We start from the raw sequence: 25,841 nt of genomic DNA, 5'->3' as shown, positions 1-25,841 counted from the left end.
TTAGTTATCATCATTTGCAGGATAAGGTGAGTTTGAACTATTCTTCCATTTATTTACATTAAAGTAATGTTTTCCTATCCACATTGCCACAAACACAGCAATCATTATGAATAAAATAATCCCGAAGTTCCAGAATGAAACGGGAAGCCATGTAGCTTTGAGCTGTACATAAGTATTGCTTGAAATGAGGTCTGTGGTAAGTTTAAGTGCTTCAGAATTAATCAGGGAGTCCAGCTTTTGAGTTCCGAACGATGCTTTGGCAAGTCTGATCACTTCCGAGGTATCTTTTTCCAGCGTCTGCCCGTCTGTAAAAGTTTTGGTCTGCACCTTGAATATGTCAGTAACCTCAATTGTTCCTGATTTATCCCGTGATATCATAACCTTTGAATCAGGTGATGTAAGACCTGAAAATGACGGCAAGCCTCCTTCTTTTTCAGCGGAAATAATGAAATGATATTTTCCGGAGCCTACCCCACACAGGTTAAAATCTTCAGACTGGCTTCCTTCCGTCCAGCTTTCCCCGTCTTCGTACCCATGATACTGCTCAATATCTTTGGAGGTATAGATAATTTCGTTGGTATTCTCGTTTACAAGGCTTAGCTGAACATTCGCCCAGGAATTATCAACACCTGAAAAAGCATTCACCTTTAATGGAGCTGAACCGCCGGAAAGGGTAAAGCTTTTGCTGACCAATTCTTTATCTTTTACATCTGCAAAATTGATGGTCTCTGCAAAAACGGTTTCGTTGGTTCTTGAAGTGTAGACATACATCTGGAGCAAACAAATCATTAATGCCGCCACACAAAAGATGTTTACAGCCTGTCTGATATCGAAATAGTAGGGCTGAACAATCCCTATTCCTGTATAATTGGGCAGATTAGCTATTTTAAAAGCTTTCTTAACTTCATATTTTGAAATGTGAACTCCATAGAAATACTGGCTTTTCCTGCTGGTCTTCTCCTGAGAGATCATGCGGGTTCCGTTGACATATTCTTTGTAGGTAGCAATACTGAAATCCAGCTGCTCATCAAAAAAACCGGCTGCGGCTTCAATACTGCATTGAGAGTTTTCGTACCATCGATAGGTTCGCCCAAGATAGGTTGGGAATGCCGAATCTTTACTTTTAAAATCATCAGCATGTATAGGAATCAGAAAGACCCAATGCCCGTCACTTTCACTCAGGAAAGCATCATTTCCTTTACTGTCTTTTAAATAATATTCGCGCCAGAAAATACTGGAACCATATTTCCTGACGATAATGGCAGCAACAGTATATTCTACCTCTCCGATTTTTCCTTTTTGTCCGACATCTAAAACAACATTTTCCGTAGGAACTTTCAGATGTTTAATTTTTTTGTTTCCGGCAACCTCAATGAGATAAGAACAGGTACCGCAAACATATTCTTCAACAGGAAAGGTGAGATCTAATTTATTTTCTGATTCGCATGCTGGGCAGACATAGTGCATTTTTATCTGTAAATTTTGTGTTTTTGAATGGTATTAGCTTTAAAATACTGAACCACCTCATCTGCAATCTGCTCTACTTTCTCCGTATTGTCCTGAGTATAATTACAAAGAAATACATCAAAGGTAAGCTGTTTAAATTCCGGCCACGTGTGGATACAAAGGTGAGATTCTTTAAGGATCACGGCGGAAGTAAAGCTGTTATTTTCAAAAATATGATTGGTTACTCCTACAATTTCCACCTCTCTGGTTTTCAGAATTTCTTCTGTAAACATCAGAAAACCTTTGCTGTCTAATAACAAATCTTCTGACTCTGTTTCCAAAGTCAGAAGAATATGTAAACCTTTACTTGATAATGGGTTCAATTAATTTTTTTGGTAAATATATTATTTTTTTGGAAGAAAAACCTCGGCAAGCATACATCTTGCACTTCCTCCACCATTTACTTCAATGGTATTCAGATCTGAATAGATAATTTCGCAGTATTTTTCAATAGCTGCTACCTGTTCTGGAGTGAGAGACTGATAAGCGGTCTGGCTCATCACCAAAAATTTCTCACCCTCTTTGTTCTGAACCTGAAGCATGTTTCCTGCAAACTGCTGCATCTGTTCTTCTGAGATCTCGATGATTTCTTTCCCTGAGCCTTTAATGGTTTCCACTACTTTTTCTCTTTCAAGCTCATCGTCGATACAATCAAGGCAGATTACGACAAATTGATCCGCCACACACATCATTACGTTGGTGTGATAGATCGGAAGTCTTTCTGTTCCTACGGTCTGGAATGAATGAAATACAACAGGGGTGAATCCATATTTTGCACAGAATTCTCTGAACAGTTTTTCATCCAGCCTCAAAGAAACAGAACCATATGCAATTTTATTATCGTGATCGAAAATCATACTTCCTGTTCCTTCCAGAAAATGTCCCTGGGTTTCAGGAAAAGACCAGTCATCAATTTCAGTAACTTCAAACCCCTGATCTTTGATACTTTCAATAATATCTTCTCTTCTTTCCACTCTTCTGTTGGAAGCGAACATCGGATATAAAACCACTTTTCCGTCTTTATGGAAACTTACCCAGTTATTGGGAAAAATAGAATCCGGAGTATGCGGATCCGGAGTATCTTTTATAGTGATCACATTGATTCCTTTTCCTCTCAGCTTTCCGACAAAGGTATTGAACTCTGCCAAAGCTTTTGACTGGATATCAGAACCTGTCTGTTCTACCTGGAAATAATTGTTTTTTGCTGTTTCTGCGTTGTAACCGAATGCAATCGGCTCTATCATTAATACGGTATCTGTTGTTTGCATTTTTATTAAGTTTGAGAGTGTTAGTGTATTAGAGTTTGAGTGCCTGAACAGCATTTTACAAATTATTCTCTTCTTTATTCATTGAAGAAAATGAACACCATTTTTCTGACTGGCTCATCATATTAACTAACATTCCTATTATTTGGTTGTATTTGTTGTGCAAATTATTGTATTGCTCGTCATTCATATAATTGCAGGCAAAGGCAAACTGAAGCCATGTTTGGGTTTCTCTTGCTTCTCCTTCCGAATCTGTAAGTTTAGAGATGAAGGATTTTTCATATTTTCTTTTTCCCCAGGCCTCGCTAATATTAGCTGTTACAGATCTTGATGATCTTCTTATCTGATCTGTAAGTGAGTAAAGTTCTTCTTTTGGAAAGGATTTTGAGAGTTCATAAATCAGCTGTGCTGTTTCAAATGATTGTTGAAAAACTTTTAAATCCTGATGAAATTTAATTGTTGACATACCCAAATATTTTTTTAAAATTAAAAAAATATTCAAACCCACCAACACTCTAACTCTCAGACTCTAAAACGCCTTCACTCTCAAACACTAAAACTCTCCCTCTCAATTATTCTCTCACAAGCGGCATTGTAGAACATCTCAACAATCCACCCATTTTGGAGATTTCTCTGTAAGGGATTTCTTCTACTGTCATTCCCCACTCGTTTCTCAGGTGGTTATTCATTCTCGTAAATGCTTTGTCTGAAACTACAACATCCGGTGAAATGGAGAAAATATTAGGGAACATTTCAAACATTTCTTCATCATTGATATGGAAACAGTTTTCTTCTCCGAAAATATCAATGATTAGGCGGTAATCGCTTTCATCCACAAATCCGTTTTTATAAATGATACATTTGTCTTCACCTACCGGATTAAATGTACAATCCAGATGCAGAATACCTTCAAACGGAACTTTATCATTTTTCTTCAGCTCCAGATCGATGATTCTTTTCTTCGGAAAATATTCTTTTAAGATTTCAATGGCATATTCATTGGTTCTTGCCGTTTTATAGTTTCGGTAATCTTCGCTGAAGCACGTCCCGATGAAAAGGAAATCATCCCATACGATTACATCTCCTCCTTCAATATGTGCAGTTTCGGGAAGGTTGATGATCTTTCTCCATGCAACTTTTTCAAAAACACTTTTGTATGCCTCCTGCTCATCTGCCCTGTCTGCGATCACATTGGAAATGATCATTTTGTCATCAATTACAAAAGCTACATCTCTGGAAAAAACCTGGTTGTAGTCTTTGATGATGCTTGGGCGCAATACTTCAACATCATACTTTTTTAAAACCGCTTCAAAAGCGTTCATTTCTTTAATAACATCCTCTTCTTTAGGATAAATATTGTGTTCGATTGAGTAATATGACTTTGCGTCATAACTTTCCTCTAGTGTGGGAACCGGCCCCAATGAATTAGGCTGGCCTAGAACTACTGACTTCAGCCTACCCGTTTCGTTTTTAATGTTTAGTCTCATAAAGATTTATGCAATACTACAAATATAAGTAAAGGTCTCTACCTGTAAAACTTTTGGATTATTTTATGCATTAAATTTGTTTGGCAAAATCACCGCTCTTCAACAAAATTTCCCTGTATTTTAGCCAACTGTAGTGAATAGTTCCAAAAACCTCTGCAACTTGCTATTTTCCATCTGCATAAGAAAAGAAAAACAGATAATCATATTATTTAATTTCCTATATTAGTGATATAATTTTCGCGAAATTATAAACAATAAAAACTTAACTATTAACACCAAAAATCAAAGTCATGAACAAGAACAATCCGGTGCTGAAAAATGCACAAAAATTAGGAAGAGATCAACAAAAATCTGTAATGGGAGGCGCTCCAATCTCAACAGCCAGAAGATGCTGTGAATGGGATGATGCAGGAAACTGTTATATCTGGACATGTGACAGATGTGTATGTCCTTAATAAAAAAGAAGACCTGCTTTTTCAAGCAGGTTTTCTTATCTTGTTCTGTTTTCTTCGTCTGTCTTCTGGGTTTCTTTCACCTGATATTTTGAACTTCCTATGTTATAACTAAGCGAAAATACCAGCCTGCTGCTGTCCCACCAGTGCGTAAAACGGTTATCCATAATCTGCTTATGCCTGAATTCCAGTCTCTGATCGTAAGAATCGAAAAGATTATTAAAACCTATTTTTGTGTTCAGTTTATTATCAAACCATGCCTTTTGCACTGATACATCTACAGTATACCTCGGTTTAATACTATAAAGACTGTTTCCTGTTTTAGATTCGTAAACACCAAATACATTTACAGTAAATCCTCTAGGAAGTGAAAATACCTGGTTGATTCTCACTTCGTAATTATAAATGTTCAATGCAAAAACCTCATCCAGATAAGGTCTGAATTCATAATTATAATAGCCCGCAATCTGACTGGTGATATTCCACCATTTTGTAACTCTTACCGGAAAGCTTGTTTCCAGCACAGCAAAGTTCCGGTAGGGAAGATTCGTTCCTAAATATTCCAGTACATTTGTCTGCGGATTGTAAAGGGGATACCGTGTCATAACATCCTTTTCTTTCCCGATGGTAAAGCTTGTCACCCAGTTTTTATACCGATAGGTTGCTTTAATCTGACTGGTAAAGGAAGGCAACAGATATGGATTCCCTATCCAGTAATTTAACGGACTGAAATAAAATCTGAACGGATTAAGCTGCGAAAACGCTGGTCTCGTTATTTTTCTGCTATAGGAAAGAGAAAGCTCACTGGATTTATTAAAAGTATAGCTGGCGCTTAAAGACGGCAGCCACTTCAGATAGTTTCTGGAAACCACAGAGTCTATTGTAATTGCATTGGAAATACTGTTTGTGTTCTCAAATCTTAATCCTGCAATGATCTGAAGATTTCCCATTTTTTGTCTGTATGCCACATAACCTGCCCAAATCTTTTCTTTGTATGAAAATATATTGCTCCTCGAAGGATCAAAAACGAAATGATTGCCAACAGATAATGTATCATACCTGATATTGTTTTGAGTGTCTGAATTGCTGTATTTTACTCCTGCTTCAAGATCTGCATTACCCATTTTCTGTGAAACATCTATCTGAGCAGTATAGATATTTATTTTATTAATCAAGTCAGATTTCCAATACGAGAGAAGATTTTCTGTAACACTGTCTTTATTGATGAAATCATCATTCTGCTTATTTTTAACTGAAAGATAATTTCCTAAGAAACTAAGCTTAAATCCCTTATTTTGGAAAGAATAATCGGTTGTCACTCCATAGTTGTCCTGAGAATAATCTGTAGGGTTTTCACTGACTGTATTCAATACCAATTGGGTTCCGGTTTTATCAGTTGTATAAAGTGATCCGGTGCGTATTCTGTCATTATTCCGGAAATTACCTCTCAGATTAAGGCCAAACCGGTTTTTATCATTCAGATTAAAATCTGCACCTGCCTGAAGACTGTAAACTTTTCCAGCATCTTCCTGATAGGTTTGAGTACGCATAATATTGGTATTGGCCAATCGCTGCAATGCATGATAACGATAAGTTGAAATTCCATCATTATAACCCGCCTGCAGATTGTATGTCACTCTCCCTGTATGATAAGAAATATTGAACGCATTTTCCCGATAGTTGAATTTATTAATGTATATATTGCCATTATAAATTGCTTTCAAGCCAAGGTTGACATTCCTTTTCAGTTTGATATCAATAATTCCTTTAAATTCTGCATCGTATTTAGAAGGTGGATTGGTAATCACTTCCACCGATTCTACCATTTCCGGAGATAAAGACCGCAAATAGGACTGTAGCTCCTGATTGCTCATAACAACAGGTTTCCCATCAATAAAAACAGCGGGAGTGATTCTGCCCCCAATAAAAATTCCATCTTCCTGATCTACTGTAACACCAGGTGTTTTTCTTAAAACATCAAGGAGATGCAAGGAAGTTTTAAAGTCTTTATTTCCGGCAACAGACAGTACAAGATTGCCTTCATTCAGTTTCATTTTTCGTGGAGCTGACTGGATAATGACTTCTGAAATATCTGTTGTTGAAGATTTTACCTCAGCCAGAGAATCCGGGATTTTTTCTTTGACGGCTTCCTGAGCTTTTCCAAAAATTGACAGGAACAGCAGAAGCAGCAAGAGCCATAATTTGAAGATCATAGATTTTAAATTTTATGACATCAAAAGTATCGGCCTGGAGCAGAAAAGCGGTTTTGAAATTAAAATTCCGCAGTACTGAATTATAAATTTGAACTCTGAAACCTTGATTCAGTAAGGGTTTGAGACTGTTTATACAAAAGAGGTGTTGTATTTTTAATTTTCTTGAACGTAGAAAAGAAAGTCGATTTGGAATTGAATCCTACTTCATATCCTATCTCTTCAATTTTTAAATAAGAGCCATTTTCTATCTTTTCACAGGCTTCATGAATACGATATTCATTGATATAAGTGGAAAAGCTTTTACCAAGATTATCATTCAGCAGCTGGGAAAGCTGATGGGCAGAGATATTCATTTTAGATGCCACATCACTTAATTTCAGATTGGGATTTTTATAAAGCTCTTCAGTATTCATCAGCCGCTCTAATCTGGACGAAAAACTGTCTGCCTGTTCTCCGGAGATCTTTTTATTGGAATATTTTTCAGTTTCCTTTACCGGAAGCTGCTGATATTTTTTATTGAATAAAATCAAAAAGTTGGCATACAGTACAAATGAAAATACAAGACTTCCTCCTGCACAGTAGATTTGCACCCAGCCTGTTGAGATCAGCTGATAGGTCAGAAAGATAATGATATTACTGATCAGAACCGGAAGAACAAACTGGTTGGGATTTTTAAGCTTCTGCCTGGAAAAATTGTAGTACTGATACACTGTAAGGAATACAAATATAGACCAGACAGTATAAATAAAGGTTCCGAAATAATGCTCCCATGTAACAGGGAAAAGGAGATATAATAAACCGACTGTCCCCAAAATGATCGTCAGTATTCCAAACCATTTCCGGCAGTTCTTCCAGTCAAAGTGTTCCTGCTGAAAGGAAGATTTCACATAATAGTATAGCGCCGGTCCGGTATAAAATAAGGCAGACAATCCCAAATGCGGAATAATTCTTGGCAGATCCGGATAAAAGTAAATGCATACAGCAATGCCCACTCTGGTGCTCAGCATCAGCAAGAGAAGTCCGAGGAAAAAATCCGGGAGGTATTTCAGTTTCTTAACAAACAGCAGATAAATTCCCAGCAGAAGTCCGTTGAATGCTCCTACCGCACTGAAGAAAAATAACATCTGTTGTCCGAAAGTCATAATAATTTATTTATTTTTTATAACGATCACCATTCGGCTTTGACCATATCAATAATTTCATAAAAGTAAAATTAATAAATTATTGAATTCAATTTCAGCAATATATACATTTTTTCTAAGAAATATTGCAGACCGATATCTCTTTTCCATCTGCATATTCTTTGCCCCATTCACATAAGTTTTTCAGAATCGGAATAAGATCCTGCCCTTTGTTGGTCAGTATATATTCTATTCCTGCAGGAATGGTATCAGGAATTTCTTTTTTAATGATAAGTTTATGAGTTTCCAGTTCTTTAAGTTGTCTCCCTAAAACCTGTTCAGAAATATTAGACAGTTCCTTTTTCAAAAGATGAAACCGGTTATTTCCCTCCGATATCGAATAAATAATCTGTGACTTCCAACGCCCACTGATGATACTTACTGCGGAATTCAGTTCACAGATACCGAACAGAAACTGTTCGTTTGCCGCATTGGTTGAAGTTTCTTTTCTCATAATGATCACTCACAATTTTGTTCGTTATTGCAATTCACACACAGCCTGCAGAAATTTACATTAAAATTACAAAATTATGAGTACAAAAAACATCCTGTCGATTATGGGTCTTGTAATAAGCCTGCAGCTGTTCAAGGCACAGGAAAGATGGGTTCTGAAATCCGGGTTTATGTCAAAACCGGATACGGTATTGATTTTTAAACCCAAAACCTACATGAAGACAGAAAAATATCCATTAGTCTATTTATTACACGGGTATAGTGAAAACTACCGTCAATGGTCCCGGACAACAGATCTTCAGAAGTTTTCTGATCAATATAAAATGATTATTGTATGCCCGGACGGATTTACAACATGGTATGTAAACAGTCCTTATGATAAAGGGGCAAGAACTGAAGATTTCTTTTTTAAGGAGCTGGTTCCCAAGGTTCATAACAATTTCAATATTGACAAAAAGAATATTTTCATCAGCGGATTGAGCATGGGAGGATATGGTGCTATCCGATATTTTCTACTTCATCAGGATTATTTTAATACTGCAGGAAGTACAAGCGGCGCTTTTTCTCTGGATCCTGACATTATGAGGAATGCAAGCTTGCAATTCTTTAAAACAGAAAGGATTACTGATGACCTGAACAAAATACTTGGTTCTCCGGACGAATGGAAGCAGTATAATATTTCAACACTGTTAAAAACCTACAATAAAGGGAATCCTTTTTTAATAGATTGCGGTTCGGAAGATATACTTTATCCTTCCACCATTGAAATCAAAGGTATTGCCGATAGTCTGAAAATTCCCATTACATTTATTTCCCAACCCGGGAATCATAATACCGAATATTGGAAAAACTCCATTGAACATCATTTTATTTTTTTCAGACAACATTTTAAATAAAAAATCCCAAAGCGTGCTTTGGGATTTTTTTATGATGTAAGCAAATATTATCTGCTTGCAATATCGATGTAGTTTCTTTGCTGAGCACCTTGGTAAACCTGTCTTGGTCTTCCGATCGGGTCTCCTTTCAATCTCATTTCTTTCCACTGAGAAATCCATCCCGGAAGTCTTCCTAATGCAAACATTACCGTGAACATTTCTGTAGGAATTCCTAATGCTCTGTAGATGATACCTGAATAGAAGTCTACGTTTGGATATAGTTTTCTTTCTACGAAGTATTCGTCTTCCAGTGCTACTCTTTCTAACTGCATTGCAATGTCAAGAGCTTTATCCTGGATTCCTAATGCTTTAAGGATATCGTCAGCAGCTTTTTTGATGATTTTCGCTCTTGGGTCGAAGTTTTTGTATACTCTGTGTCCGAATCCCATTAGACGGAAGTTATCATTCTTATCTTTAGCTTTAGCAACATATTTAGATACGTCACCACCATCTTTCTCGATAAGCTCAAGCATTTCGATTACAGCCTGGTTAGCACCACCGTGAAGTGGGCCCCAAAGTGCAGATACCCCAGCAGAGATAGAAGCGAAAAGACCTGTGTGAGCAGAACCTACCATTCTTACTGTAGAAGTAGAACAGTTTTGCTCGTGGTCTGCGTGAAGGATTAATAATTTATCTAGAGCATTTACTACTACCGGATCGATTTCGAAATCAGCGTTTGGTAATCTGAATGCCATTTTGTAGAAGTTCTCTACGTAGTTTAAGTTGTTATCTCCGTGGTTTAATGGTAAACCTTGAGTTTTTCTGTAAGTCCATGCACAAAGGTGAGAGAACTTAGCGATCATAAGCTCAGCAGCATGATCCATTTCTTCTTTAGAGTTTACATTAACGGCTTTCGGGTTGAAGGCTGTCAAAGCAGAAGTTAAAGAAGATAAAACGCCCATAGGGTGAGCAGAGCGAGGGAAAACGTCGATGATTTTTTTCATCTCGTCTGCAATAAAGTTATATTTTTTAATGTTGTTTTCGAAAGAAGTATACTGATCCTGAGTAGGCAATTCTCCATGTAATAAAAGATACATTACTTCAGTGAAGTTAGATTTTTCAGCAATCTGCTCGATTGGATAACCTCTGTAGAATAATTCTCCTTTATCTCCGTCTAAGTAAGTGATGTCGCTAATAGTAGCTCCTGTATTTTTGTAACCTAAATCCAGAGTGATCAAACCTGTCTGGTCTCTTAATTTTGAAATATCAATCCCTCTGTCTCCGATAGTACTATCCACAATTGGATATTCATATGAATTACCTGCGTAATTCAATATTACTTTGTTGTCTGACATTATTTATTTTTTTTTAAATATACTACTTTCCATAAAATACGGCAAACAAAAATTATCGCTTGCCGTTATTTATAAATTCGATTATCTTTTGATTTTAAATGCGCCTAAACCAGGGAAAATTGCAGTCTCACCAAGAGCTTCTTCAATTCTTAATAACTGGTTGTATTTTGCCATTCTGTCTGATCTTGAAGCGGAACCGGTTTTGATCTGTCCGCAGTTCATAGCTACTGCTAAATCAGCAATGGTAGAATCTTCAGTTTCTCCTGATCTGTGAGACATTACTGAAGTGAATTTGTTGTTCTGAGCCATCTGTACAGCCGCCATTGTTTCAGAAAGAGAACCGATCTGGTTTACTTTTACAAGGATTGAGTTGGCAATACCTTCTGTTACTCCTCTTGATAATCTGTCTACGTTGGTTACGAATAAATCGTCACCTACCAGCTGTACTCTGTCACCGATTTTGTCCGTTAACATTTTCCATCCTTCCCAGTCATCTTCCTGCATACCGTCTTCGATAGAAATGATCGGATATTTAGCAGCCAGCTCGGCAAGGTAAGAAACCTGCTCTTCTCTTGACCTGTGAGCTCCTTTATCGCCTTCAAATTTTCTGTAATCGTAAGTTCCGTCTTTGTAGAATTCTGAAGCGGCACAGTCTAATGCCAGCATAATGTCATCACCAGGCTTATAACCTGCTTTTTCAATTGCCTGAAGCAATGTATCCAAAGCATCTTCAGTTCCGTTGAAAGTAGGAGCAAAACCTCCTTCATCTCCTACTGCTGTAGAAAGACCTCTTCCTTTAAGGATTGACTTCAGATTGTGGAAAATTTCAGTTCCTTTTCTCAATGCATGAGAGAAAGAATCTGCTTTTACCGGCATGATCATGAATTCCTGGAATGCGATAGGAGCATCTGAATGAGATCCACCGTTGATTACGTTCATCATTGGAACAGGAAGTGTGTTGGCATTTACACCACCAACATATTTATAAAGAGGCATTCCCAATTCTGCAGCTGCAGCTCTTGCTACCGCCAGAGAAACACCAAGAATAGCATTAGCACCAAGATTTCCTTTGTTAGCCGTTCCGTCAAGATCAATCATAATCTGATCGATATAATTTTGTTCGAAAACCGGCTGTCCAACCAAATTCTCTGCAATTACTTCTTTTACATTTTCAACAGCTTTCAGGACTCCTTTACCCTGATATTCTGAACCGCCATCACGTAATTCTACCGCTTCGTGTTCTCCTGTAGATGCTCCTGAAGGAACTGCTGCACGGCCCATTGCCCCGCTTTCTGTAAATACATCTACTTCAATGGTAGGATTTCCTCTGGAATCTAAAATCTGTCTTGCTTCTATGTAAGAAATTGCACTCATTTTTTAATTTTTTTAGTTTAGACAAATTTAATCAAAATTTAACTTTCAGGCGTATTTCACGGGATTTTTTTGAGATAATTCCAAGTTAAATTTTAGTTAATTTATATTATGATAATTGTGCAATTTCTTTATTACAATTCAATGGGTTAAAACGGAAGAGTGCTGAAGCCCGGACATTGTAAAATGCCGGAGCTTGATGATTGATTTCAGGCCTGATTGGTTTTCAGTATAATGTAAAAAATCTTTATTTCCTGGGTGAAGGAGACAGCAGTCCGGCTAAAGCACCTATTGCTCCTGAGGAAATCGTTGCAAAAATAGTGACCAGCTGGCTATCGGGAGTTTTCCCATTACCCCAGAAAGATATAAGAATCAAACCAATTATAATCGCAATAATGGCAAAACCAAGCATGAGCACTATGATTCTGTAGATCCAGCAATCGGTGTCTTTCGGACTTCTTATTTCCACTTCTTTAATAGCTTCTATGGGATTGGTCCTGAATTTTTCCTGAAGATCAGTATCATTTTTTAAAGCTGCTTCCAAATCTCCGATACTGTCATTAATAAGAGTTTTCATGGCTTTTAATTTTATATACCAAATTTCTTATGAATAAGTATAACAGTCAATTACACAAAAGGGGTATTTACAGCTATGCGGAACACCAGGCAGGTTCCATGATTTTCGGGTATTATACTAAATTCACCTGACAATTCATTCATTCTTCTTTTCATATTTCTAAGTCCGTTTCCTTCTTTCTGACCGTCAGGAATACCAGTTCCGTTGTCGGATATTTTCATTGAGAAGCTATTTTTTTCCTGTAAGAAAGAAAGATTCAAAGTATCTGCATGGCTGTGCTTATAAACATTATTGACGGCTTCTTTTAAGCAGAGAAAAAGATTACGCCTCATTTCTGTGGAAATGGATGTTTCCGCTATGATATCTTCGCTTTCTGAATACACCATTATTTTTGTTTTCTTTAAAAAATTTGTGGTATAGAGGATTGCATAGTCAATAAACCTTCCCAGGGTATCATTTCCGGCATTCAGGCTCCAGAGCATTTCACGCATAGAGATATTCATTTCTTCTGAAGTCTTCAGGAGCTCTTCGATATCGCTTTGCAGATCATCATTTTCTGCTTTCTGCTTCAGAAATTCTGCCTGAAGCTTCAGTGCGGAGATTCCTGCCCCAAGGTCATCATGCATATCATGTGAGATTCGTTCCCGTTCCTGTTCAAGAATTTTTTGTTTTTCCAGTTCTTTCTGAAGGAGCTGGTTTTGATGTTCAGCTTCTTTGAGCTGTTGCTGTTGAATAAAAAAAAGCTGTCTTTTATTATACAGAACAACTATTAATACAATAAATATGACAAAAGTTATTAACAAAATAACAGCAATAATATAAGCCAATCGTATTGTGTCCGGTAGTTGCTTCATATGGTGTTTTTGTTTTCAAATTTCCCTAACGCAATATAGAACATTCCATACATAATGATATTGACACAATACTGCATTACTTTTAGAATTTGCAGAAGCCCGGGATCATTATCCCGAAGGAAAAACATCGGAATAGATCTGAAAATAAAGAAAATGCTCCAGAAAAGCAACCCACAGGAAACCCAGAAATGCGGATCATCCAGAATTTTTATTTCTTCAAAGTTTTTCAGTCTGACATACAGCCAAACCAACACATTAATGATGAAATAAAAACATGCTAATATTCCTAATGTATTTTCGTAGTTCTCACCATAAAACTTTACAAACAGAATAATATAAGCTAATATGCTCATCAGAACGTACCGGAAAAATACTCTAACTTTCCGGGGGAAGATTTTAGCATAGTAGATGTTAAAGAAAATAATCAAAAAGATGCTGTAGTAATTAAACAAATAAGCAAAGTCAAATTCTTTATTCAATATTTTATAATGTCCATACAGCTCCAGACAAAGCGACAGAAACAAAAATACCGCAAAATAGTTTTGGCTGGAAAGGCCTTTTTTTCCAGCTAAAACTACAGACTTTACAGTAGCCGCCAAAAGTACTGCGATATAGATTATCTGGATTACCATTTTACGGATATAATGAACCCATATCGTAATATCCCTGGTCTGTATTAAAAACCAGCGTCATTTGTTTTTCGTGGTTTTCAAAGTGTTTTTTATATTGATCTTCCCGAAATCGATCTCCAAGATTATTTTCAAAAATCACTTTCTTCACATCACTGATCTCGCATAGATTGATGATAAATGTATCACTACGATCTTTTGACAGGGTATCTATCAAATCAACGATATGATAACTGATATAAAATGTATTATTTCGTCCTAAATAATTATTCAATACCCGATGTCCGTTATTAAGATAAAAATCATTAAGCTCTCTTAAACTTTCATCGGAGATTTTCAGATCTTTGAGTGTAAGATCATGATTGGCATTGATGATAAGGTAATTATTCTCATCTATAGTATTTTTCTCCTGTGTCTGCAGCGAGGCTACCATATACATCATTCTGTTTTCAGAATAAGGTGTAAGTCTTAACCTTCCATCCTGAGGATCTATCTGCACGAAAGTAAATGTTAGATAGGTCGCCCTAATTTCTTTCATGATCTCACAAATATCTTGCAGGAGAGAATGCTGTACAGCATAAATACCTCCGAGATTGAAATTCACATTCTGATTTTGCATAAATGGCAAAACACCTTTTCTAGCACTATCAATAAAGCTTTCTGCCAGAATACGGCTGATTGGCATCATTTCCAGCCCATCCACTAACTGCTCAAGCTTATTACCAATAGGACCTTCTCTGTACGCTATATGATCATCAAGGACCTGACTTGTTGGATTTGAATTTTCCATAATTTCTTAGTTTTTTGATTGATTAAATTTATTGACAGCCTCCACTTTGTTATTTACGTGAAGTTTTCTGTAGATATTTCCGACATGCTTTTTCACAGTATCGATGCTGATAAATTTTTTGTCTGCGATTTCTTTGTACAGAAGGCCTTGTGAAAGAAGCTCAAGAATTTCCTTTTCACGTTCCGTCAGTTCATCAAAGCCTTCGACTTCCGGAAGTTTGTTTTCGAAATGTTTCAGTACTCTTCTCGCGATAGAAAAACTCATCGGAGCACCACCGCTGTATACATCCCGTATCGAAGAAAGAATCTTATCCATGCTTTCTCCCTTTACAAGATATCCCATAGCACCGGCTTTCAAAGAATTGAAGATTTTTTCGTCATCATCAAAACTGGTACACATGATAAATTGTGTATCGGGCATTTCTTTTCGCAGCTTTTCTATGATCTCGATTCCAAGCATATCCTGCAACTGGATATCCATCATCACAACGTCGGGAGAAATACCGGGCAGATTCATCATTGCGTCATTTCCATCAAAGAACTGAGCGATAACCTTCATATCCTTCTGATAATTGATGACCTTCTTCAACGCATTGTTGTAGTTTTTCTCATCTTCTACTATGGCTATGGAAATGCTCATGTCTTTGTTTGTTTGAAGCAAATTTCAACAGAAAACAATTTGAAATCAATTACACCTTCGGGTAATATTAAGGGTTGAGTTTGTGGTTATGGTTCAGTTTTTTAGCTGTTATTAAATTTAATCAATTTTTCATTTTAAAAACAATATTTACCTGACTATTTTATAGCAAATTAAAATAAAACCAAAAAAATTGAGATAAATATTACAATATCGATTATTATTTCGCAAGCTGATCGAGAATGGGATGGTCAATACCACTTATCTTATTATGAAATTTGATCTGTTCAAAAATCTGAATCTTGTTTCTGCCTTTTTTCAACCATACACCGGGAATATAAAGTGTTTGTTGAGGGCCTACAGTACTCCAGTATCTTCCTGCATTTCTTCCGTTGATGAAAACAATTCCTTTTCCAAAATTTCTCATATCAAGAAAAGTATCTCCCGTTTCATTAAGGGTAAATTCTGCTTCCTGAATCACAGGTGAATGGTCTTCAATATTTTTATTTTTAAAATGATGTTTTGGAAAGGTATCAAAAGGCAGCGGAAGCATTTCCCAGTTTCCGGAAACTTCAGTTCCGTTTATTTTCACAGGGCTGATAATTCCTTTCAGGTTATGAACGATCTCTGCTCCATAATTGATCCTGCCCATATTTTCAACCAGAATTTCCAGGCGGTCTCCGGATTTGATTTCAATATCCAGATCATATTTTTTATTTACCCTGTTTAGTTCTCCTTTCCATTTTCCGTTGATATAAACATTCGCATAATCACGCAATCCTTTTACCTCCAGTAATCCTTTCTGGTCTGTATCAAATTTTTTTCTGTAGAGTATATAGCCGTTTCCTATATTCAGATCTTCGAACGTAAGCGGCATATCACTTTTAACAGGTTTCATACGATCAGTAAGGTCAAGAAGGCTGCTTACTTTTGAAAATTCAATTTCAGGAATTGTGATCACTTTTATCGGCTTTGGAACATCCGGAAGTTTATTCTTATGTATTTTCTGAAAAATTTTTCTCAACGCATTATATTTTGGGGTAGCCCACCCTGCTTCACTGATGGGAGCATCATAATCATAACTCGTAAGATCCGGTTGAATGTCATGATCCTTATCGTAATTGGCGCCACTTGTAAATCCGAAATTGGTTCCGCCATGGATCATATAATAATTGAAAGAAACTCCATTTTCTATATATAAATTGGTTTGCTTTACGACTTCTTCTGTAGAAACTTTAACAAAAGGCTCTGCCCAATGATCAAGCCATCCCGGGTAGTATTCTGCAATCATGTAGGGACCTTTGCCTCCATTATATTCATTGATACTTTTCTTTAAAACATCAATATCACTTTCTCCATTTGCTGTTGGCAAAGCACCTTCAACAGAACCTCCTTTAAAAAGTGAACTTCCATCTGAAGTAAATAACGGCACCGAAATTCCACTTTTCAACAGCATTTCTTTAATTTTATGGCTGTATTTCCTGTGCTCTTCGAGCGGGATATCTTTCCTCTGAGCCACATAAGAACCAAATTCATTTTCTGCCTGTACCATAATCACTGGGCCGCCATTCGTGATCTGCATGGGTGTAATCTGTTTTGCCAGCTGACTGATATATTTCCAGCATTCTTCTGAGAAGGCTTTATTATCTCTTCTTATTTCAAGCTCTTTATTTTTTTGCAGCCACCATGGATATCCGCCAAATTCCCATTCTGCACAAACATAAGGTCCGGGGCGGATAATGACATACAATCCGGTTTCCTGTGCTGTTTTTATAAACTTCTGCAGGTCTTTTTCACCAGAAAAATTCCACTTTCCCGGAGCTTCTTCATGATAATTCCAGAAAACGTAAGTAGTAACCGTGTTTAAACCCATTGCTTTCATCATCTCCAAACGATGTTTCCAGTATGCTGACGGAACTCTCGGATAGTGTATTTCTCCAGAATATATGGTAAACGGTTTTCCATTTAAGAGGAAATGTCCATCTCTGATTTCAAATTTCCCTTTTTGAGAAAACACAGTATTCAAAGAGAAAAATAAAAGAATTATGCTAAAATAACGGTTGAAATTTCTCATATTGTAAGGCATGATTTTTGTAAAATTTAAAATATAAAAATCAATTGAATATCAAATAATATAATCATGAAAAAAAGTCTTTTAGCACTGGGTGCTGTATTGGCACTGACAGTAGTCAGCTGCAAAAAAAGTGAAAGCGGAAACAAGAGCGTTATTAAAACAGACAGCTCAGAAACTGTAGTTACAGATAATAACGGAAAGATAGATTCGGTAACACAAAGTTCTTCTACTGTAGACATCAACGGACAGAAAACAGAGAAAACAGATTTTGTTTATAAAGCTACTGACGGAACACTGGTGAAAGTAGTATTTAAAAACGATCCGAAAGAAAGTACGGTAGCCATTACCAGCAACAAAAAAACATTCACTTTGCCTAAATCGGAAACCAAAGGTGATGAAACCATTTATAAGAAAGATGATATGACTGCAAGGGTAAAAGGAGACAGCCTTCACCTTGAACAAGGAAATAATATTATTGAGCTGAAAAGAACAAAGATATAAAATAAAAATGTCCCTCCAATGTTGAGGGACATTTACTTTATAATCATTAAATATTTTAGTACCTGTATTTAATTTTTAATTACCTTTTTTACGTAAGTTGTATTCTCCGAAATAATCTTTATGAAATAAATTCCTTTTGCTAAATCGGAAATATCAATAGTATTTGATTTAGAATTTTCTATATTTTTAAAAATTTTTCCAGAAATATCAAACACAATAATATTTTTGACTTGATCTTTACTCTCGAAAAACAGAATTGAAGAGGTTGGATTAGGATAAACCTTCATCATATTTTCCGTTTTAATGGTAGAATCATTTGTTGAAAGATTTGTTGTTACAAAATCCACTACATAAAAGCCGGTACCCCCCACTGCTACCATATAATTTTTTGCAAAAGCTACCTTGTTGATTGTACTTCCTGGTGTAAGCAGCAATTGTGTTGTTATAATTTTCTGCCATGAAGCCCCATAATTTACTGTCTTATATACATTTCTATCTATATCCATACCATATCCGGTACCATCTGAAAAGATATCATAATCTTTAAACAATGACATCGGCGAAGGAACAGCTGTCCATGAACTTCCTAAATTCGTGGTATAATATTTTCCAAAATAAATTCTTGAAGAGTTTCCAAAGACAATATTCCTAACATCCGCAATTGCTCCGGGAAAATTACTAACCGCAGTCCATGTTAATCCACCATCTACCGTTTTCATAATCTTAGTTTGATTGACAAGAAAACCTACATTGTTATCGATAAACTTCATTGAAGTCACTTCAGATTCTACATTTACCTGCGGAGACCAGCCGGTTGAAGCAGAATATGTTGAAACAAAACCGGTGAATGCAGATGAATTGGCTCCCATGTTTGCAATTGCATAATCTCCATTCGGTTTCATAGCCGGAACTCTTAAAAATAAATTAGGCGTTGTTTGTTGAGTCCATGTAAGTCCGTTATCATTTGTTATCCAGAAGTGTGATAATCCCAGGGCAATTCCTTTACCATTAGGTAATATATTCATTGGCCCCACCGGATAAGGATTATTTAGAGCAGCTCCCCAAGTATACCCTCTATCCTGAGAAAAATACCCAAAATCAGGCACAACAGCTAAGTTATCACTCGCGTACACCTTTTTATAAAGAGTCGGGTATACCCATTTTATAATTAATGGATTCCATGTTTGTAAGTCTGTACTTTTAAAAATTGTATGACGCAAAGCACTGCTGCCAGACTCATTATTTGTTCCTGCCAGAATAAAGTCAGGACTTGTTGCAAGACAGGTAAAAGCATGAAAGGAAGACGGATACATTATTGTATTTGTCCAGGACTGCCCGTTTGCTGATCTATATAATTTGTTCGGGTTTCCTATTGCAATAAATTCATTATTATAAACTTTGACATCATTCAAAGTTCCAATACCTGTTACTTCATCCCAGGTATTTCCACCATCTGATGTATAGAGAGGATCTCCATTTGCTCTTGTAGCAACTCCATTAAGAGCATCTTTAAACAGAATTTTTATAAATTCTTTAGAACTTGTACTCACTATATTCCATGTTTGTCCCCCATCTGTAGTTTTGAAAATAAAACTATTTCCAACTGTAGCATCCGAAACACAATAACCAATATTGGCATCGGTAAAATATACACTCATGATTTTATCCTGATACACTGTCGGAATAATTGTAGTAGTCCAGGTTGCCCCTCCATTAACTGATTTATACATCCTGCTATTTTGCGAAGCTATAAAAATCGTAGTATCGTTTAAAACGAAAATTGATTTTGCACTTCCCGGAATAGGATATGAAACGCCCGGAGTGGAAAATTTTGGATCAGTAACTCTAAGACTTCCTCCTATTACAGCATATCCTTTATTATTGTGAACTGTAAAATCATAGACCGTTTTTGCATTGTCATTGATCTGCCTCCATGTTTTGCCATTATTTTCAGTAATGATCAGGTCATCATTATTATTATTTTTATGAGCAAGATAACTTCCATCAGGCAAGATTTCCATTTTTAAAATAGATTCTTTCTGAAGAAAAGGAGTACGAGCTCCCAATCAGGATTTTGAGCCTGACAAAAATTTAAAGTGCAGAATTGTGCCAGAATAAAAAATAAAATTGTTCTCATAGTTAAAGGTTAAAAGTTTTTACGAAAAAAGAGCCTATAATTATATAGGCTCTTTAAAATATCTTGAAGTATATATATTATTCTTCAGTTTTTTCTTCAGTAGTATCAGCTTTAGCTTCTTCTACTTTCTCTTCTACTGCAGGAGCTTCAGCAACTACTGCTTCAGCTTTTTTAGCAGTTGTAGATCTTCTGCTTCTTCTTGTAGCTTTTTTCTCTTCAGCATTAGGGTTGTAAAGCTCGTTGAAATCTACTAATTCGATAAGAGCAGTATCAGCAGCATCACCTGGTCTGAATCCTGTCTTGATGATTCTTGTATAACCACCGTTTCTTTCAGCGATTTTAGGAGCTACAGTTCTGAATAATTCAGCAACCGCATATTTATTTTGAAGGTAAGAGAATACTACTCTTCTGTTGTGTGTAGTATCTTCTTTTGCTTTTGTTAATAGAGGCTCAACATATACTCTTAAAGCTTTAGCTTTAGCTACAGTAGTGTTGATTCTTTTATGCTCAATTAGAGAACAAGCCATATTAGAAAGTAAAGCACTTCTGTGAGAAGCTGTTCTTCCTAAGTGATTGAATTTTTTACCGTGTCTCATTATTAATTATTTATCAGCGTCTAACTTATATTTTGCAACGTCGAAACCGAAGTTAAGACCTTTTGAATGCACTAATTCTTCTAGTTCTGTCAAAGATTTTTTACCAAAATTTCTGAATTTCATCAAATCAGACTTACTGTAAGAAACCAATTCTCCAAGAGTTTCTACTTCAGCTGCTTTCAGACAGTTAAGGGCTCTTACAGAAAGATCCATATCTGCTAATTTAGATTTAAGAAGTTGTCTTGTGTGAAGAGTTTCTTCATCGTACTGGATAGATGCTTTTACAGCTTCAGTTTCAAGAGTGATTCTCTCATCAGAGAATAACATGAAGTGATAAATTAATATCTTAGAAGCTTCAGTTAAAGCATTCTGAGGGCTGATAGACCCATCAGTTTCTATATCTAATACAAGTTTTTCGTAGTCTGTTTTTTGCTCTACACGATAATTTTCAATGCTGTATTGTACTTTCTTGATTGGCGTGAAAATAGAGTCAATAGCAATAGTACCTACAGGTGCATTGTTTGACTTATTTTGTTCTGAAGGAACATATCCTCTACCTTTTTCAATATTGAAAGTAATTTCGAAAGTTACATCAGTGTTTAGGTTGCAGATCACCAAATCCGGGTTAAGAACCTCAAATCCGTTGATAGACTTTCCTAAATCACCAGCAGTAATAACCGTTTGACCTGAAACTTTAGCAACAACCTGCTCGTTAGCCTGGCCTTCTGCTGCAGCTTTTAATCTTACCTGCTTAAGGTTAAGAATAATTTCGGTAACGTCTTCGATTACTCCTGGAATAGTTGAAAATTCGTGCTCTACACCTTCTATTTTGATAGATGAAATAGCGTATCCTTCCAGAGAAGAAAGCAACACTCTTCTCAAAGCATTACCGATTGTAAGCCCGAAACCTGGTTCTAAAGGTCTGAATTCAAATTGACCTTTAAATTCATCAGAGTTAAGTAAAATTACTTTATCGGGTTTTATGAATTGTAAAATTGCCATATTATTGGGTTGAGCAAAAATTTGATTAAAAAATTATTTAGAGTAAAGTTCGACGATAAGGTTTTCCTTAATGTCCTCCGGAATCTGGATTCTTTCAGGAGCAGAAACGAAAGTTCCTTCTTTTTTCTCATCGTTGAATTGTAACCACTCATAGTTTGACTTAGAAGCCAATGCATTGGTAACAACTTCAAGAGACTTAGACTTTTCTCTTACGGCGATTACATCACCAGCTTTTACCAAGTAAGAAGGGATATTAAGAATCTCTCCGTTCACAGTGATGTGTCTGTGAGAAACCAATTGTCTAGCAGCAGATCTTGTTTTAGCAAAACCGAATCTGTATACTACGTTATCCAATCTTGATTCACAAAGTTGTAATAGAACTTCCCCTGTTACACCTTTACTTCTGTGTGCTTTGTCAAATAAGTTAGCAAACTGTCTTTCTAAAATACCATAAGTATATTTAGCTTTTTGTTTTTCAGCTAACTGAACTGCATATTCTGATTTTTTAGCACCTCTTCTTTTGTTAGGACCGTGTTGTCCTGGCGGTTGGTTTTTTCTTTTTTCGAAGTTTTTATCATCTCCGTAGATTGCAGCACCAAACTTTCTAGCAATCTTAGTTTTAGGTCCAATATATCTTGCCATAATGGGTAAATTCTAAAAATTAAACTCTTCTTCTTTTTGGTGGTCTACATCCATTGTGTGGCATAGGAGTCACATCAATGATTTCGCTAACTTCAATTCCTGAATTGTGGATAGATCTGATCGCAGATTCTCTACCTGCACCTGGACCTTTCACAAACACCTTTACTCTTCTTAAACCAGCTTCGTGAGCTACAGCAGAGCAATTTTCAGCTGCCATCTGAGCAGCAAATGGAGTATTCTTTTTAGAACCTCTGAATCCCATTTTACCGGCAGAAGCCCAAGAGATAACCTCTCCGTTTTTATTTGTTAAAGAAATGATGATGTTATTGAAAGAAGCCTGAATATGAGCTTCACCAATAGCTTCAACTTTTACTTTTCTTTTCTTAACTACTTTAGTTTGTTTTGCCATAATTCCTAACGATTATTTACTAGCTTTTTTCTTGTTAGCAACAGTTTTTCTCTTCCCTTTACGTGTTCTAGAGTTGTTTTTCGTTCTCTGGCCTCTTAAAGGTAATCCAAGTCTGTGACGTATTCCTCGTTGGCATCCTATGTCCATCAATCTCTTGATGTTCAATTGCACTTCAGATCTCAATTCTCCTTCTACTTTTACGTTTTCAGAGATATATGTTCTGATTGCAGCCAATTCATCGTCATTCCATTCGTTGACTTTCTTGTCTTCGCTGATACCGGCAGCTTTAAGGATTTCAGAAGAAGTACTTCTTCCTACTCCATAGATGTAAGTTAAACCGATAACACCTCTTTTGTTTTTTGGTAAATCAATACCTGCAATTCTCGCCATAATTTAATGTTAACCTTGTCTTTGTTTAAATTTTGGGTTCTTCTTGTTGATTACGAACAGTACACCTTTTCTGCGTACGATTTTGCAATCAGCGCTTCTTTTTTTAATTGATGCTCTTACTTTCATTTTGATAGTATTTATTTTTTACAAATGCCAAATGGAATGGGTATTCCATTTGGCTAATTGTTTTAATATCTAAATGTGATCCTCCCTTTTGTCAAATCATAGGGAGACATTTCTAGTTTTACCTTATCTCCAGGTAAAAGTTTAATATAATGCATTCTCATTTTGCCGGAGATATGAGCAATAAGGATATGCCCGTTTTCCAGCTCTACACGGAACATGGCGTTAGAAAGTGCTTCCACGATCACGCCATCTTGTTCAATATGTTTTTGTTTTGCCATAAATTAATATCCAGTCGTTCTTGATAATTTAGACTGCATTAAGCCATCATAATGATGGTTCAGCAGATAAGTATTAATCTGTTGAACTGTATCTAAAATTACACCCACCATAATTAATAGGGACGTTCCCCCGAAAAATAGGGCAAACGCATCTGTCTGAACAAAGCTTCCATGCACAATTGCCGGAAGGACTGCAAAGATAGATAAAAAAATTGCACCTGGCAAGGTAATTTTTGATAAAATATCATCTAAATAATCAGCGGTCTCTTTACCGGGTCTTACTTTCGGTACTAAACCTCCATTTCTCTTCAAGTCATCAGCCATCTGGTTTACCGGAATTGTAATCGCAGTATAGAAAAATGAGAAGATAATAATTAATAGCGCAAACAATACGTTGTACTGCCAGCTAAAAACATTCTTGAAACCTGCAAGAAAAGTATTAGACTCATCGAATTTTGTTAATAATCCTGGTACGAACATCAATGCCTGGGCAAAGATAATCGGCATTACACCAGCAGCATTTACTTTCAATGGAATCCATTGTCTTGCTCCCTGCATAAGATTTCTGTTTACACCTCCTCTTGCTTGAGCTCTGCTTACATACTGAATCGGAATTTTTCTAACAGCTACTGATAAGATTACTGCTAAAAGAACTACCAACATCCAGAATAATACTTCAATAAGGATCATGATAGATCCCATTCCTCCTTTACCGTTCTGCACGGCCATCTCCTGTACGAATGCTTCAGGTAATCTTGAAAGGATTCCCACCATAATAAGGATAGAAATACCGTTTCCGATACCTTTGTCAGTGATTTTTTCACCTAACCACATTGCGAATACTGAACCGGCAACCAGGATAACAATACTTGGCAACCAGAACATGATAGAATTTGGCTCTACATAATATGCAGACTGGAACTGAGCATACGGTAAGAATAATTGAGTAATAGAAGTTAAGTAAGAAGGTGCCTGTACTAGACAAACTCCAATCGTTAACCATCTTGTAATTTGGTTCAATGTATTTCTACCTGACTCTCCATCTTTCTGAAGCTTCTGAAGATAAGGAATAGCCATCCCCATCAACTGAACAATAATAGAAGCAGAAATATAAGGCATGATTCCTAACGCCATTACGGAAGCGTGGCTGAAAGCTCCCCCCGTAAACGACGAAAGCAAGCCAAGGAGACCTGCTCCTTGCTTGTTACCGCCTTGATTTTTATAATGCTCTAAGAGATCTCCCACCTCTGCAAGGTTAATTGCCGGAAGTGAGATATAAGATGCGAATCTATACACAAGGATTATACCTAAAGTAAAGAGAATTTTATCTCTAAGTTCTTTAAGACTCCAAATATTTTTAAGTGTTTGTATAAATTCTTTCATTAGTAAGTATTATAAGGTAATTGCTTTTCCACCTGCCTTAGCAATAAGCTCTTCAGCAGATTTAGTGAATTTGTCAGCAGAGATTGAAACCGCAGATTTCAATTCTCCTCTACCCATAATTTTCACTAATTCGTTTTTAGAAACTAAACCGTTTTCTACTAAAACTTCTTTCGTGATATCTCCTGTGATGGATTTGTTCTCGATTAAAGTTTGGATTGTATCAAGGTTTACTCCTCTAAACTCTTTTCTGTTTACGTTTTTGAATCCGAATTTAGGTAATCTTCTTTGTAAAGGCATTTGTCCACCTTCGAAACCGATTTTCTGAGAATAACCAGCTCTAGACTTCTGACCTTTGTGTCCTTTTGTTGAAGTACCTCCTTTTCCACTACCTTGACCTCTACCAATTCTCTTTGAGTTGAAAGTAGATCCTGCAGCAGGTTTTATGTTATTTAAATTCATTTTAATTTCTCTTTTATAAAATTATTTTTGAACTTCAAGTAAGTGATTTACTGCAGCGATCATTCCTAAGATAGAAGGAGTAGCTTCGTGTTCTACAACTTGGTGAAGTTTTTTTAATCCTAATGCTTCAAGCGTTCTCTTTTGGGTTTTTGTTCTACCAATAGCGCTTCTTACTTGCTTTACTTTAATTGTTGCCATTG

The 25,841-nt window shown here is 36.3% G+C and carries 30 protein-coding genes; 3 read left to right on the top strand and 27 right to left on the bottom strand.

The window, feature by feature from the left end:
* From EL165_RS18535 to EL165_RS18515, 5 genes are all read right to left on the bottom strand, one after another.
* Positions 1 to 1,467, bottom strand: a complete 1,467-nt coding sequence (locus EL165_RS18535) for a DUF4178 domain-containing protein (RefSeq protein ID WP_002983322.1) — start codon at positions 1,465 to 1,467, stop codon at positions 1 to 3.
* Positions 1,468 to 1,469: 2 nt separating this feature from the next.
* Complete coding sequence (locus EL165_RS18530; protein WP_002983320.1) at positions 1,470 to 1,829, bottom strand: S-adenosylmethionine decarboxylase family protein; 360 nt, start codon at positions 1,827 to 1,829, stop codon at positions 1,470 to 1,472.
* A gap of 21 nt (positions 1,830 to 1,850) precedes the next feature.
* Positions 1,851 to 2,774, bottom strand: coding sequence for a citrulline utilization hydrolase CtlX (gene ctlX / locus EL165_RS18525; RefSeq protein ID WP_002983319.1), 924 nt, complete (start codon positions 2,772 to 2,774; stop codon positions 1,851 to 1,853).
* A gap of 55 nt (positions 2,775 to 2,829) precedes the next feature.
* Positions 2,830 to 3,237: a four helix bundle protein gene (locus EL165_RS18520; RefSeq protein ID WP_041461983.1), complete on the bottom strand. Its 408-nt coding sequence runs from the start codon at positions 3,235 to 3,237 to the stop codon at positions 2,830 to 2,832.
* 106 nt (positions 3,238 to 3,343) lie between these two features.
* A complete protein-coding gene (locus tag EL165_RS18515) occupies positions 3,344 to 4,258 on the bottom strand; it encodes a dimethylarginine dimethylaminohydrolase family protein (RefSeq protein WP_002983314.1) in 915 nt (304 codons plus the stop codon).
* Positions 4,259 to 4,548: 290 nt separating this feature from the next.
* Between EL165_RS18515 and EL165_RS25890 the strand changes: the two genes are divergently transcribed.
* Positions 4,549 to 4,713: a hypothetical protein gene (locus tag EL165_RS25890; protein WP_002983311.1), complete on the top strand. Its 165-nt coding sequence runs from the start codon at positions 4,549 to 4,551 to the stop codon at positions 4,711 to 4,713.
* Between the two features lie 35 nt (positions 4,714 to 4,748).
* Here the strand turns inward: EL165_RS25890 and EL165_RS18510 are convergent, their stop codons facing one another.
* The 3 genes from EL165_RS18510 to EL165_RS18500 all read right to left on the bottom strand — a co-directional run bounded on the left by EL165_RS18510 (position 4,749) and on the right by EL165_RS18500 (position 8,558).
* Positions 4,749 to 6,923 carry a TonB-dependent receptor domain-containing protein gene (locus tag EL165_RS18510; RefSeq protein ID WP_002983308.1) on the bottom strand — a complete coding sequence of 725 codons (2,175 nt, stop codon included), beginning with the start codon at positions 6,921 to 6,923 and terminating at the stop codon, positions 4,749 to 4,751.
* A gap of 80 nt (positions 6,924 to 7,003) precedes the next feature.
* Positions 7,004 to 8,065 (bottom strand): helix-turn-helix domain-containing protein, encoded by a 1,062-nt coding sequence (locus EL165_RS18505; protein ID WP_002983305.1) that lies wholly within the window; start codon positions 8,063 to 8,065, stop codon positions 7,004 to 7,006.
* 115 nt (positions 8,066 to 8,180) lie between these two features.
* Positions 8,181 to 8,558, bottom strand: coding sequence for a winged helix-turn-helix transcriptional regulator (locus tag EL165_RS18500; protein ID WP_002983302.1), 378 nt, complete (start codon positions 8,556 to 8,558; stop codon positions 8,181 to 8,183).
* 76 nt (positions 8,559 to 8,634) lie between these two features.
* Here EL165_RS18500 and EL165_RS18495 point away from each other — a divergent pair, with 76 nt between their 5' ends.
* On the top strand, positions 8,635 to 9,453 hold the full coding sequence (locus tag EL165_RS18495; RefSeq protein WP_002983299.1) for an alpha/beta hydrolase: 819 nt from the start codon (positions 8,635 to 8,637) through the stop codon (positions 9,451 to 9,453).
* Between the two features lie 47 nt (positions 9,454 to 9,500).
* Here the strand turns inward: EL165_RS18495 and EL165_RS18490 are convergent, their stop codons facing one another.
* The 8 genes from EL165_RS18490 to EL165_RS18455 form a co-directional block, all read right to left on the bottom strand.
* A complete protein-coding gene (locus tag EL165_RS18490; protein WP_002983296.1) occupies positions 9,501 to 10,787 on the bottom strand; it encodes a citrate synthase in 1,287 nt (428 codons plus the stop codon).
* 81 nt (positions 10,788 to 10,868) lie between these two features.
* On the bottom strand, positions 10,869 to 12,161 hold the full coding sequence (eno, locus tag EL165_RS18485) for a phosphopyruvate hydratase (protein WP_002983293.1): 1,293 nt from the start codon (positions 12,159 to 12,161) through the stop codon (positions 10,869 to 10,871).
* A gap of 244 nt (positions 12,162 to 12,405) precedes the next feature.
* Entirely contained in the window at positions 12,406 to 12,735 is a 330-nt protein-coding gene (locus tag EL165_RS18480) for a hypothetical protein (RefSeq protein WP_002983291.1), read from the bottom strand.
* Between the two features lie 50 nt (positions 12,736 to 12,785).
* Positions 12,786 to 13,589, bottom strand: coding sequence for a sensor histidine kinase (locus EL165_RS18475; RefSeq protein WP_002983288.1), 804 nt, complete (start codon positions 13,587 to 13,589; stop codon positions 12,786 to 12,788).
* Positions 13,586 to 14,221: a hypothetical protein gene (locus EL165_RS18470; protein WP_002983286.1), complete on the bottom strand. Its 636-nt coding sequence runs from the start codon at positions 14,219 to 14,221 to the stop codon at positions 13,586 to 13,588. Before EL165_RS18470 ends, EL165_RS18475 begins: the two co-directional genes overlap by 4 nt.
* 1 nt (position 14,222) lies before the next feature.
* The gene (locus EL165_RS18465; RefSeq protein ID WP_002983283.1) at positions 14,223 to 15,008 is read right to left on the bottom strand and encodes a hypothetical protein; all 786 of its coding nucleotides are present in this window, start codon (positions 15,006 to 15,008) and stop codon (positions 14,223 to 14,225) included.
* A gap of 6 nt (positions 15,009 to 15,014) precedes the next feature.
* Positions 15,015 to 15,647: a response regulator gene (locus tag EL165_RS18460; protein ID WP_002983279.1), complete on the bottom strand. Its 633-nt coding sequence runs from the start codon at positions 15,645 to 15,647 to the stop codon at positions 15,015 to 15,017.
* A gap of 217 nt (positions 15,648 to 15,864) precedes the next feature.
* Positions 15,865 to 17,718, bottom strand: coding sequence for a glycoside hydrolase family 35 protein (locus tag EL165_RS18455; protein ID WP_041462061.1), 1,854 nt, complete (start codon positions 17,716 to 17,718; stop codon positions 15,865 to 15,867).
* 66 nt (positions 17,719 to 17,784) lie between these two features.
* Between EL165_RS18455 and EL165_RS18450 the strand changes: the two genes are divergently transcribed.
* Positions 17,785 to 18,219 (top strand): hypothetical protein, encoded by a 435-nt coding sequence (locus EL165_RS18450; protein WP_002983275.1) that lies wholly within the window; start codon positions 17,785 to 17,787, stop codon positions 18,217 to 18,219.
* A gap of 68 nt (positions 18,220 to 18,287) precedes the next feature.
* On the opposite strand, the gene EL165_RS18445 is transcribed toward EL165_RS18450, so the two are convergent.
* The 11 genes from EL165_RS18445 to rpmD all read right to left on the bottom strand — a co-directional run bounded on the left by EL165_RS18445 (position 18,288) and on the right by rpmD (position 25,839).
* On the bottom strand, positions 18,288 to 20,240 hold the full coding sequence (locus EL165_RS18445) for a T9SS type A sorting domain-containing protein (RefSeq protein WP_126358674.1): 1,953 nt from the start codon (positions 20,238 to 20,240) through the stop codon (positions 18,288 to 18,290).
* Positions 20,241 to 20,433: 193 nt separating this feature from the next.
* A complete protein-coding gene (rplQ, locus tag EL165_RS18440; protein WP_002983271.1) occupies positions 20,434 to 20,952 on the bottom strand; it encodes a 50S ribosomal protein L17 in 519 nt (172 codons plus the stop codon).
* Positions 20,953 to 20,958: 6 nt separating this feature from the next.
* Positions 20,959 to 21,954, bottom strand: coding sequence for a DNA-directed RNA polymerase subunit alpha (locus EL165_RS18435; RefSeq protein ID WP_002983269.1), 996 nt, complete (start codon positions 21,952 to 21,954; stop codon positions 20,959 to 20,961).
* Positions 21,955 to 21,987: 33 nt separating this feature from the next.
* A complete protein-coding gene (rpsD, locus tag EL165_RS18430) occupies positions 21,988 to 22,596 on the bottom strand; it encodes a 30S ribosomal protein S4 (protein ID WP_002983266.1) in 609 nt (202 codons plus the stop codon).
* A gap of 19 nt (positions 22,597 to 22,615) precedes the next feature.
* Entirely contained in the window at positions 22,616 to 23,005 is a 390-nt protein-coding gene (rpsK, locus tag EL165_RS18425) for a 30S ribosomal protein S11 (protein ID WP_002983263.1), read from the bottom strand.
* Between the two features lie 12 nt (positions 23,006 to 23,017).
* Positions 23,018 to 23,395, bottom strand: a complete 378-nt coding sequence (gene rpsM / locus EL165_RS18420; RefSeq protein ID WP_002983260.1) for a 30S ribosomal protein S13 — start codon at positions 23,393 to 23,395, stop codon at positions 23,018 to 23,020.
* A 9-nt stretch (positions 23,396 to 23,404) separates the two neighbouring features.
* Positions 23,405 to 23,521 (bottom strand): 50S ribosomal protein L36, encoded by a 117-nt coding sequence (gene rpmJ / locus EL165_RS18415; RefSeq protein WP_007839480.1) that lies wholly within the window; start codon positions 23,519 to 23,521, stop codon positions 23,405 to 23,407.
* Between the two features lie 62 nt (positions 23,522 to 23,583).
* Positions 23,584 to 23,799, bottom strand: coding sequence for a translation initiation factor IF-1 (gene infA / locus EL165_RS18410; protein WP_002983257.1), 216 nt, complete (start codon positions 23,797 to 23,799; stop codon positions 23,584 to 23,586).
* A gap of 3 nt (positions 23,800 to 23,802) precedes the next feature.
* Complete coding sequence (gene secY / locus EL165_RS18405) at positions 23,803 to 25,182, bottom strand: preprotein translocase subunit SecY (protein WP_002983253.1); 1,380 nt, start codon at positions 25,180 to 25,182, stop codon at positions 23,803 to 23,805.
* A 9-nt stretch (positions 25,183 to 25,191) separates the two neighbouring features.
* Complete coding sequence (rplO, locus tag EL165_RS18400) at positions 25,192 to 25,641, bottom strand: 50S ribosomal protein L15 (RefSeq protein WP_002983250.1); 450 nt, start codon at positions 25,639 to 25,641, stop codon at positions 25,192 to 25,194.
* Positions 25,642 to 25,662: 21 nt separating this feature from the next.
* Entirely contained in the window at positions 25,663 to 25,839 is a 177-nt protein-coding gene (rpmD, locus tag EL165_RS18395) for a 50S ribosomal protein L30 (protein ID WP_002983247.1), read from the bottom strand.
* Positions 25,840 to 25,841: the final 2 nt, after the last annotated feature.

Source organism: Chryseobacterium gleum (assembly GCF_900636535.1).
GTDB lineage: Bacteria > Bacteroidota > Bacteroidia > Flavobacteriales > Weeksellaceae > Chryseobacterium > Chryseobacterium gleum.
This window is presented reverse-complemented; position numbering and strand designations above follow the sequence as displayed.

What these genes read in the sequence shown, in the direction of transcription:
- rpsK (WP_002983263.1), bottom strand. Translation starts at nt 23,005, where the DNA reads ATGGCAAAACAAACTAAAGTAGTTAAGAAAAGAAAAGTAAAAGTTGAA.
- EL165_RS18450 (WP_002983275.1), top strand. Translation starts at nt 17,785, where the DNA reads ATGAAAAAAAGTCTTTTAGCACTGGGTGCTGTATTGGCACTGACAGTA.
- EL165_RS18490 (WP_002983296.1), bottom strand. Translation starts at nt 10,787, where the DNA reads ATGTCAGACAACAAAGTAATATTGAATTACGCAGGTAATTCATATGAA.
- infA (WP_002983257.1), bottom strand. Translation starts at nt 23,799, where the DNA reads ATGGCAAAACAAAAACATATTGAACAAGATGGCGTGATCGTGGAAGCA.
- EL165_RS18470 (WP_002983286.1), bottom strand. Translation starts at nt 14,221, where the DNA reads ATGGTAATCCAGATAATCTATATCGCAGTACTTTTGGCGGCTACTGTA.
- rpsD (WP_002983266.1), bottom strand. Translation starts at nt 22,596, where the DNA reads ATGGCAAGATATATTGGACCTAAAACTAAGATTGCTAGAAAGTTTGGT.
- rplQ (WP_002983271.1), bottom strand. Translation starts at nt 20,952, where the DNA reads ATGAGACACGGTAAAAAATTCAATCACTTAGGAAGAACAGCTTCTCAC.
- rpmJ (WP_007839480.1), bottom strand. Translation starts at nt 23,521, where the DNA reads ATGAAAGTAAGAGCATCAATTAAAAAAAGAAGCGCTGATTGCAAAATC.
- EL165_RS18520 (WP_041461983.1), bottom strand. Translation starts at nt 3,237, where the DNA reads ATGTCAACAATTAAATTTCATCAGGATTTAAAAGTTTTTCAACAATCA.
- EL165_RS18515 (WP_002983314.1), bottom strand. Translation starts at nt 4,258, where the DNA reads ATGAGACTAAACATTAAAAACGAAACGGGTAGGCTGAAGTCAGTAGTT.
- EL165_RS18475 (WP_002983288.1), bottom strand. Translation starts at nt 13,589, where the DNA reads ATGAAGCAACTACCGGACACAATACGATTGGCTTATATTATTGCTGTT.
- EL165_RS18500 (WP_002983302.1), bottom strand. Translation starts at nt 8,558, where the DNA reads ATGAGAAAAGAAACTTCAACCAATGCGGCAAACGAACAGTTTCTGTTC.
- EL165_RS18465 (WP_002983283.1), bottom strand. Translation starts at nt 15,008, where the DNA reads ATGGAAAATTCAAATCCAACAAGTCAGGTCCTTGATGATCATATAGCG.
- EL165_RS18510 (WP_002983308.1), bottom strand. Translation starts at nt 6,923, where the DNA reads ATGATCTTCAAATTATGGCTCTTGCTGCTTCTGCTGTTCCTGTCAATT.
- EL165_RS18495 (WP_002983299.1), top strand. Translation starts at nt 8,635, where the DNA reads ATGAGTACAAAAAACATCCTGTCGATTATGGGTCTTGTAATAAGCCTG.
- eno (WP_002983293.1), bottom strand. Translation starts at nt 12,161, where the DNA reads ATGAGTGCAATTTCTTACATAGAAGCAAGACAGATTTTAGATTCCAGA.
- EL165_RS18480 (WP_002983291.1), bottom strand. Translation starts at nt 12,735, where the DNA reads ATGAAAACTCTTATTAATGACAGTATCGGAGATTTGGAAGCAGCTTTA.
- EL165_RS18460 (WP_002983279.1), bottom strand. Translation starts at nt 15,647, where the DNA reads ATGAGCATTTCCATAGCCATAGTAGAAGATGAGAAAAACTACAACAAT.
- rpmD (WP_002983247.1), bottom strand. Translation starts at nt 25,839, where the DNA reads ATGGCAACAATTAAAGTAAAGCAAGTAAGAAGCGCTATTGGTAGAACA.
- secY (WP_002983253.1), bottom strand. Translation starts at nt 25,182, where the DNA reads ATGAAAGAATTTATACAAACACTTAAAAATATTTGGAGTCTTAAAGAA.
- EL165_RS18435 (WP_002983269.1), bottom strand. Translation starts at nt 21,954, where the DNA reads ATGGCAATTTTACAATTCATAAAACCCGATAAAGTAATTTTACTTAAC.
- EL165_RS18455 (WP_041462061.1), bottom strand. Translation starts at nt 17,718, where the DNA reads ATGAGAAATTTCAACCGTTATTTTAGCATAATTCTTTTATTTTTCTCT.
- EL165_RS18445 (WP_126358674.1), bottom strand. Translation starts at nt 20,240, where the DNA reads ATGGAAATCTTGCCTGATGGAAGTTATCTTGCTCATAAAAATAATAAT.
- EL165_RS25890 (WP_002983311.1), top strand. Translation starts at nt 4,549, where the DNA reads ATGAACAAGAACAATCCGGTGCTGAAAAATGCACAAAAATTAGGAAGA.
- EL165_RS18535 (WP_002983322.1), bottom strand. Translation starts at nt 1,467, where the DNA reads ATGCACTATGTCTGCCCAGCATGCGAATCAGAAAATAAATTAGATCTC.
- ctlX (WP_002983319.1), bottom strand. Translation starts at nt 2,774, where the DNA reads ATGCAAACAACAGATACCGTATTAATGATAGAGCCGATTGCATTCGGT.
- rplO (WP_002983250.1), bottom strand. Translation starts at nt 25,641, where the DNA reads ATGAATTTAAATAACATAAAACCTGCTGCAGGATCTACTTTCAACTCA.
- EL165_RS18505 (WP_002983305.1), bottom strand. Translation starts at nt 8,065, where the DNA reads ATGACTTTCGGACAACAGATGTTATTTTTCTTCAGTGCGGTAGGAGCA.
- rpsM (WP_002983260.1), bottom strand. Translation starts at nt 23,395, where the DNA reads ATGGCGAGAATTGCAGGTATTGATTTACCAAAAAACAAAAGAGGTGTT.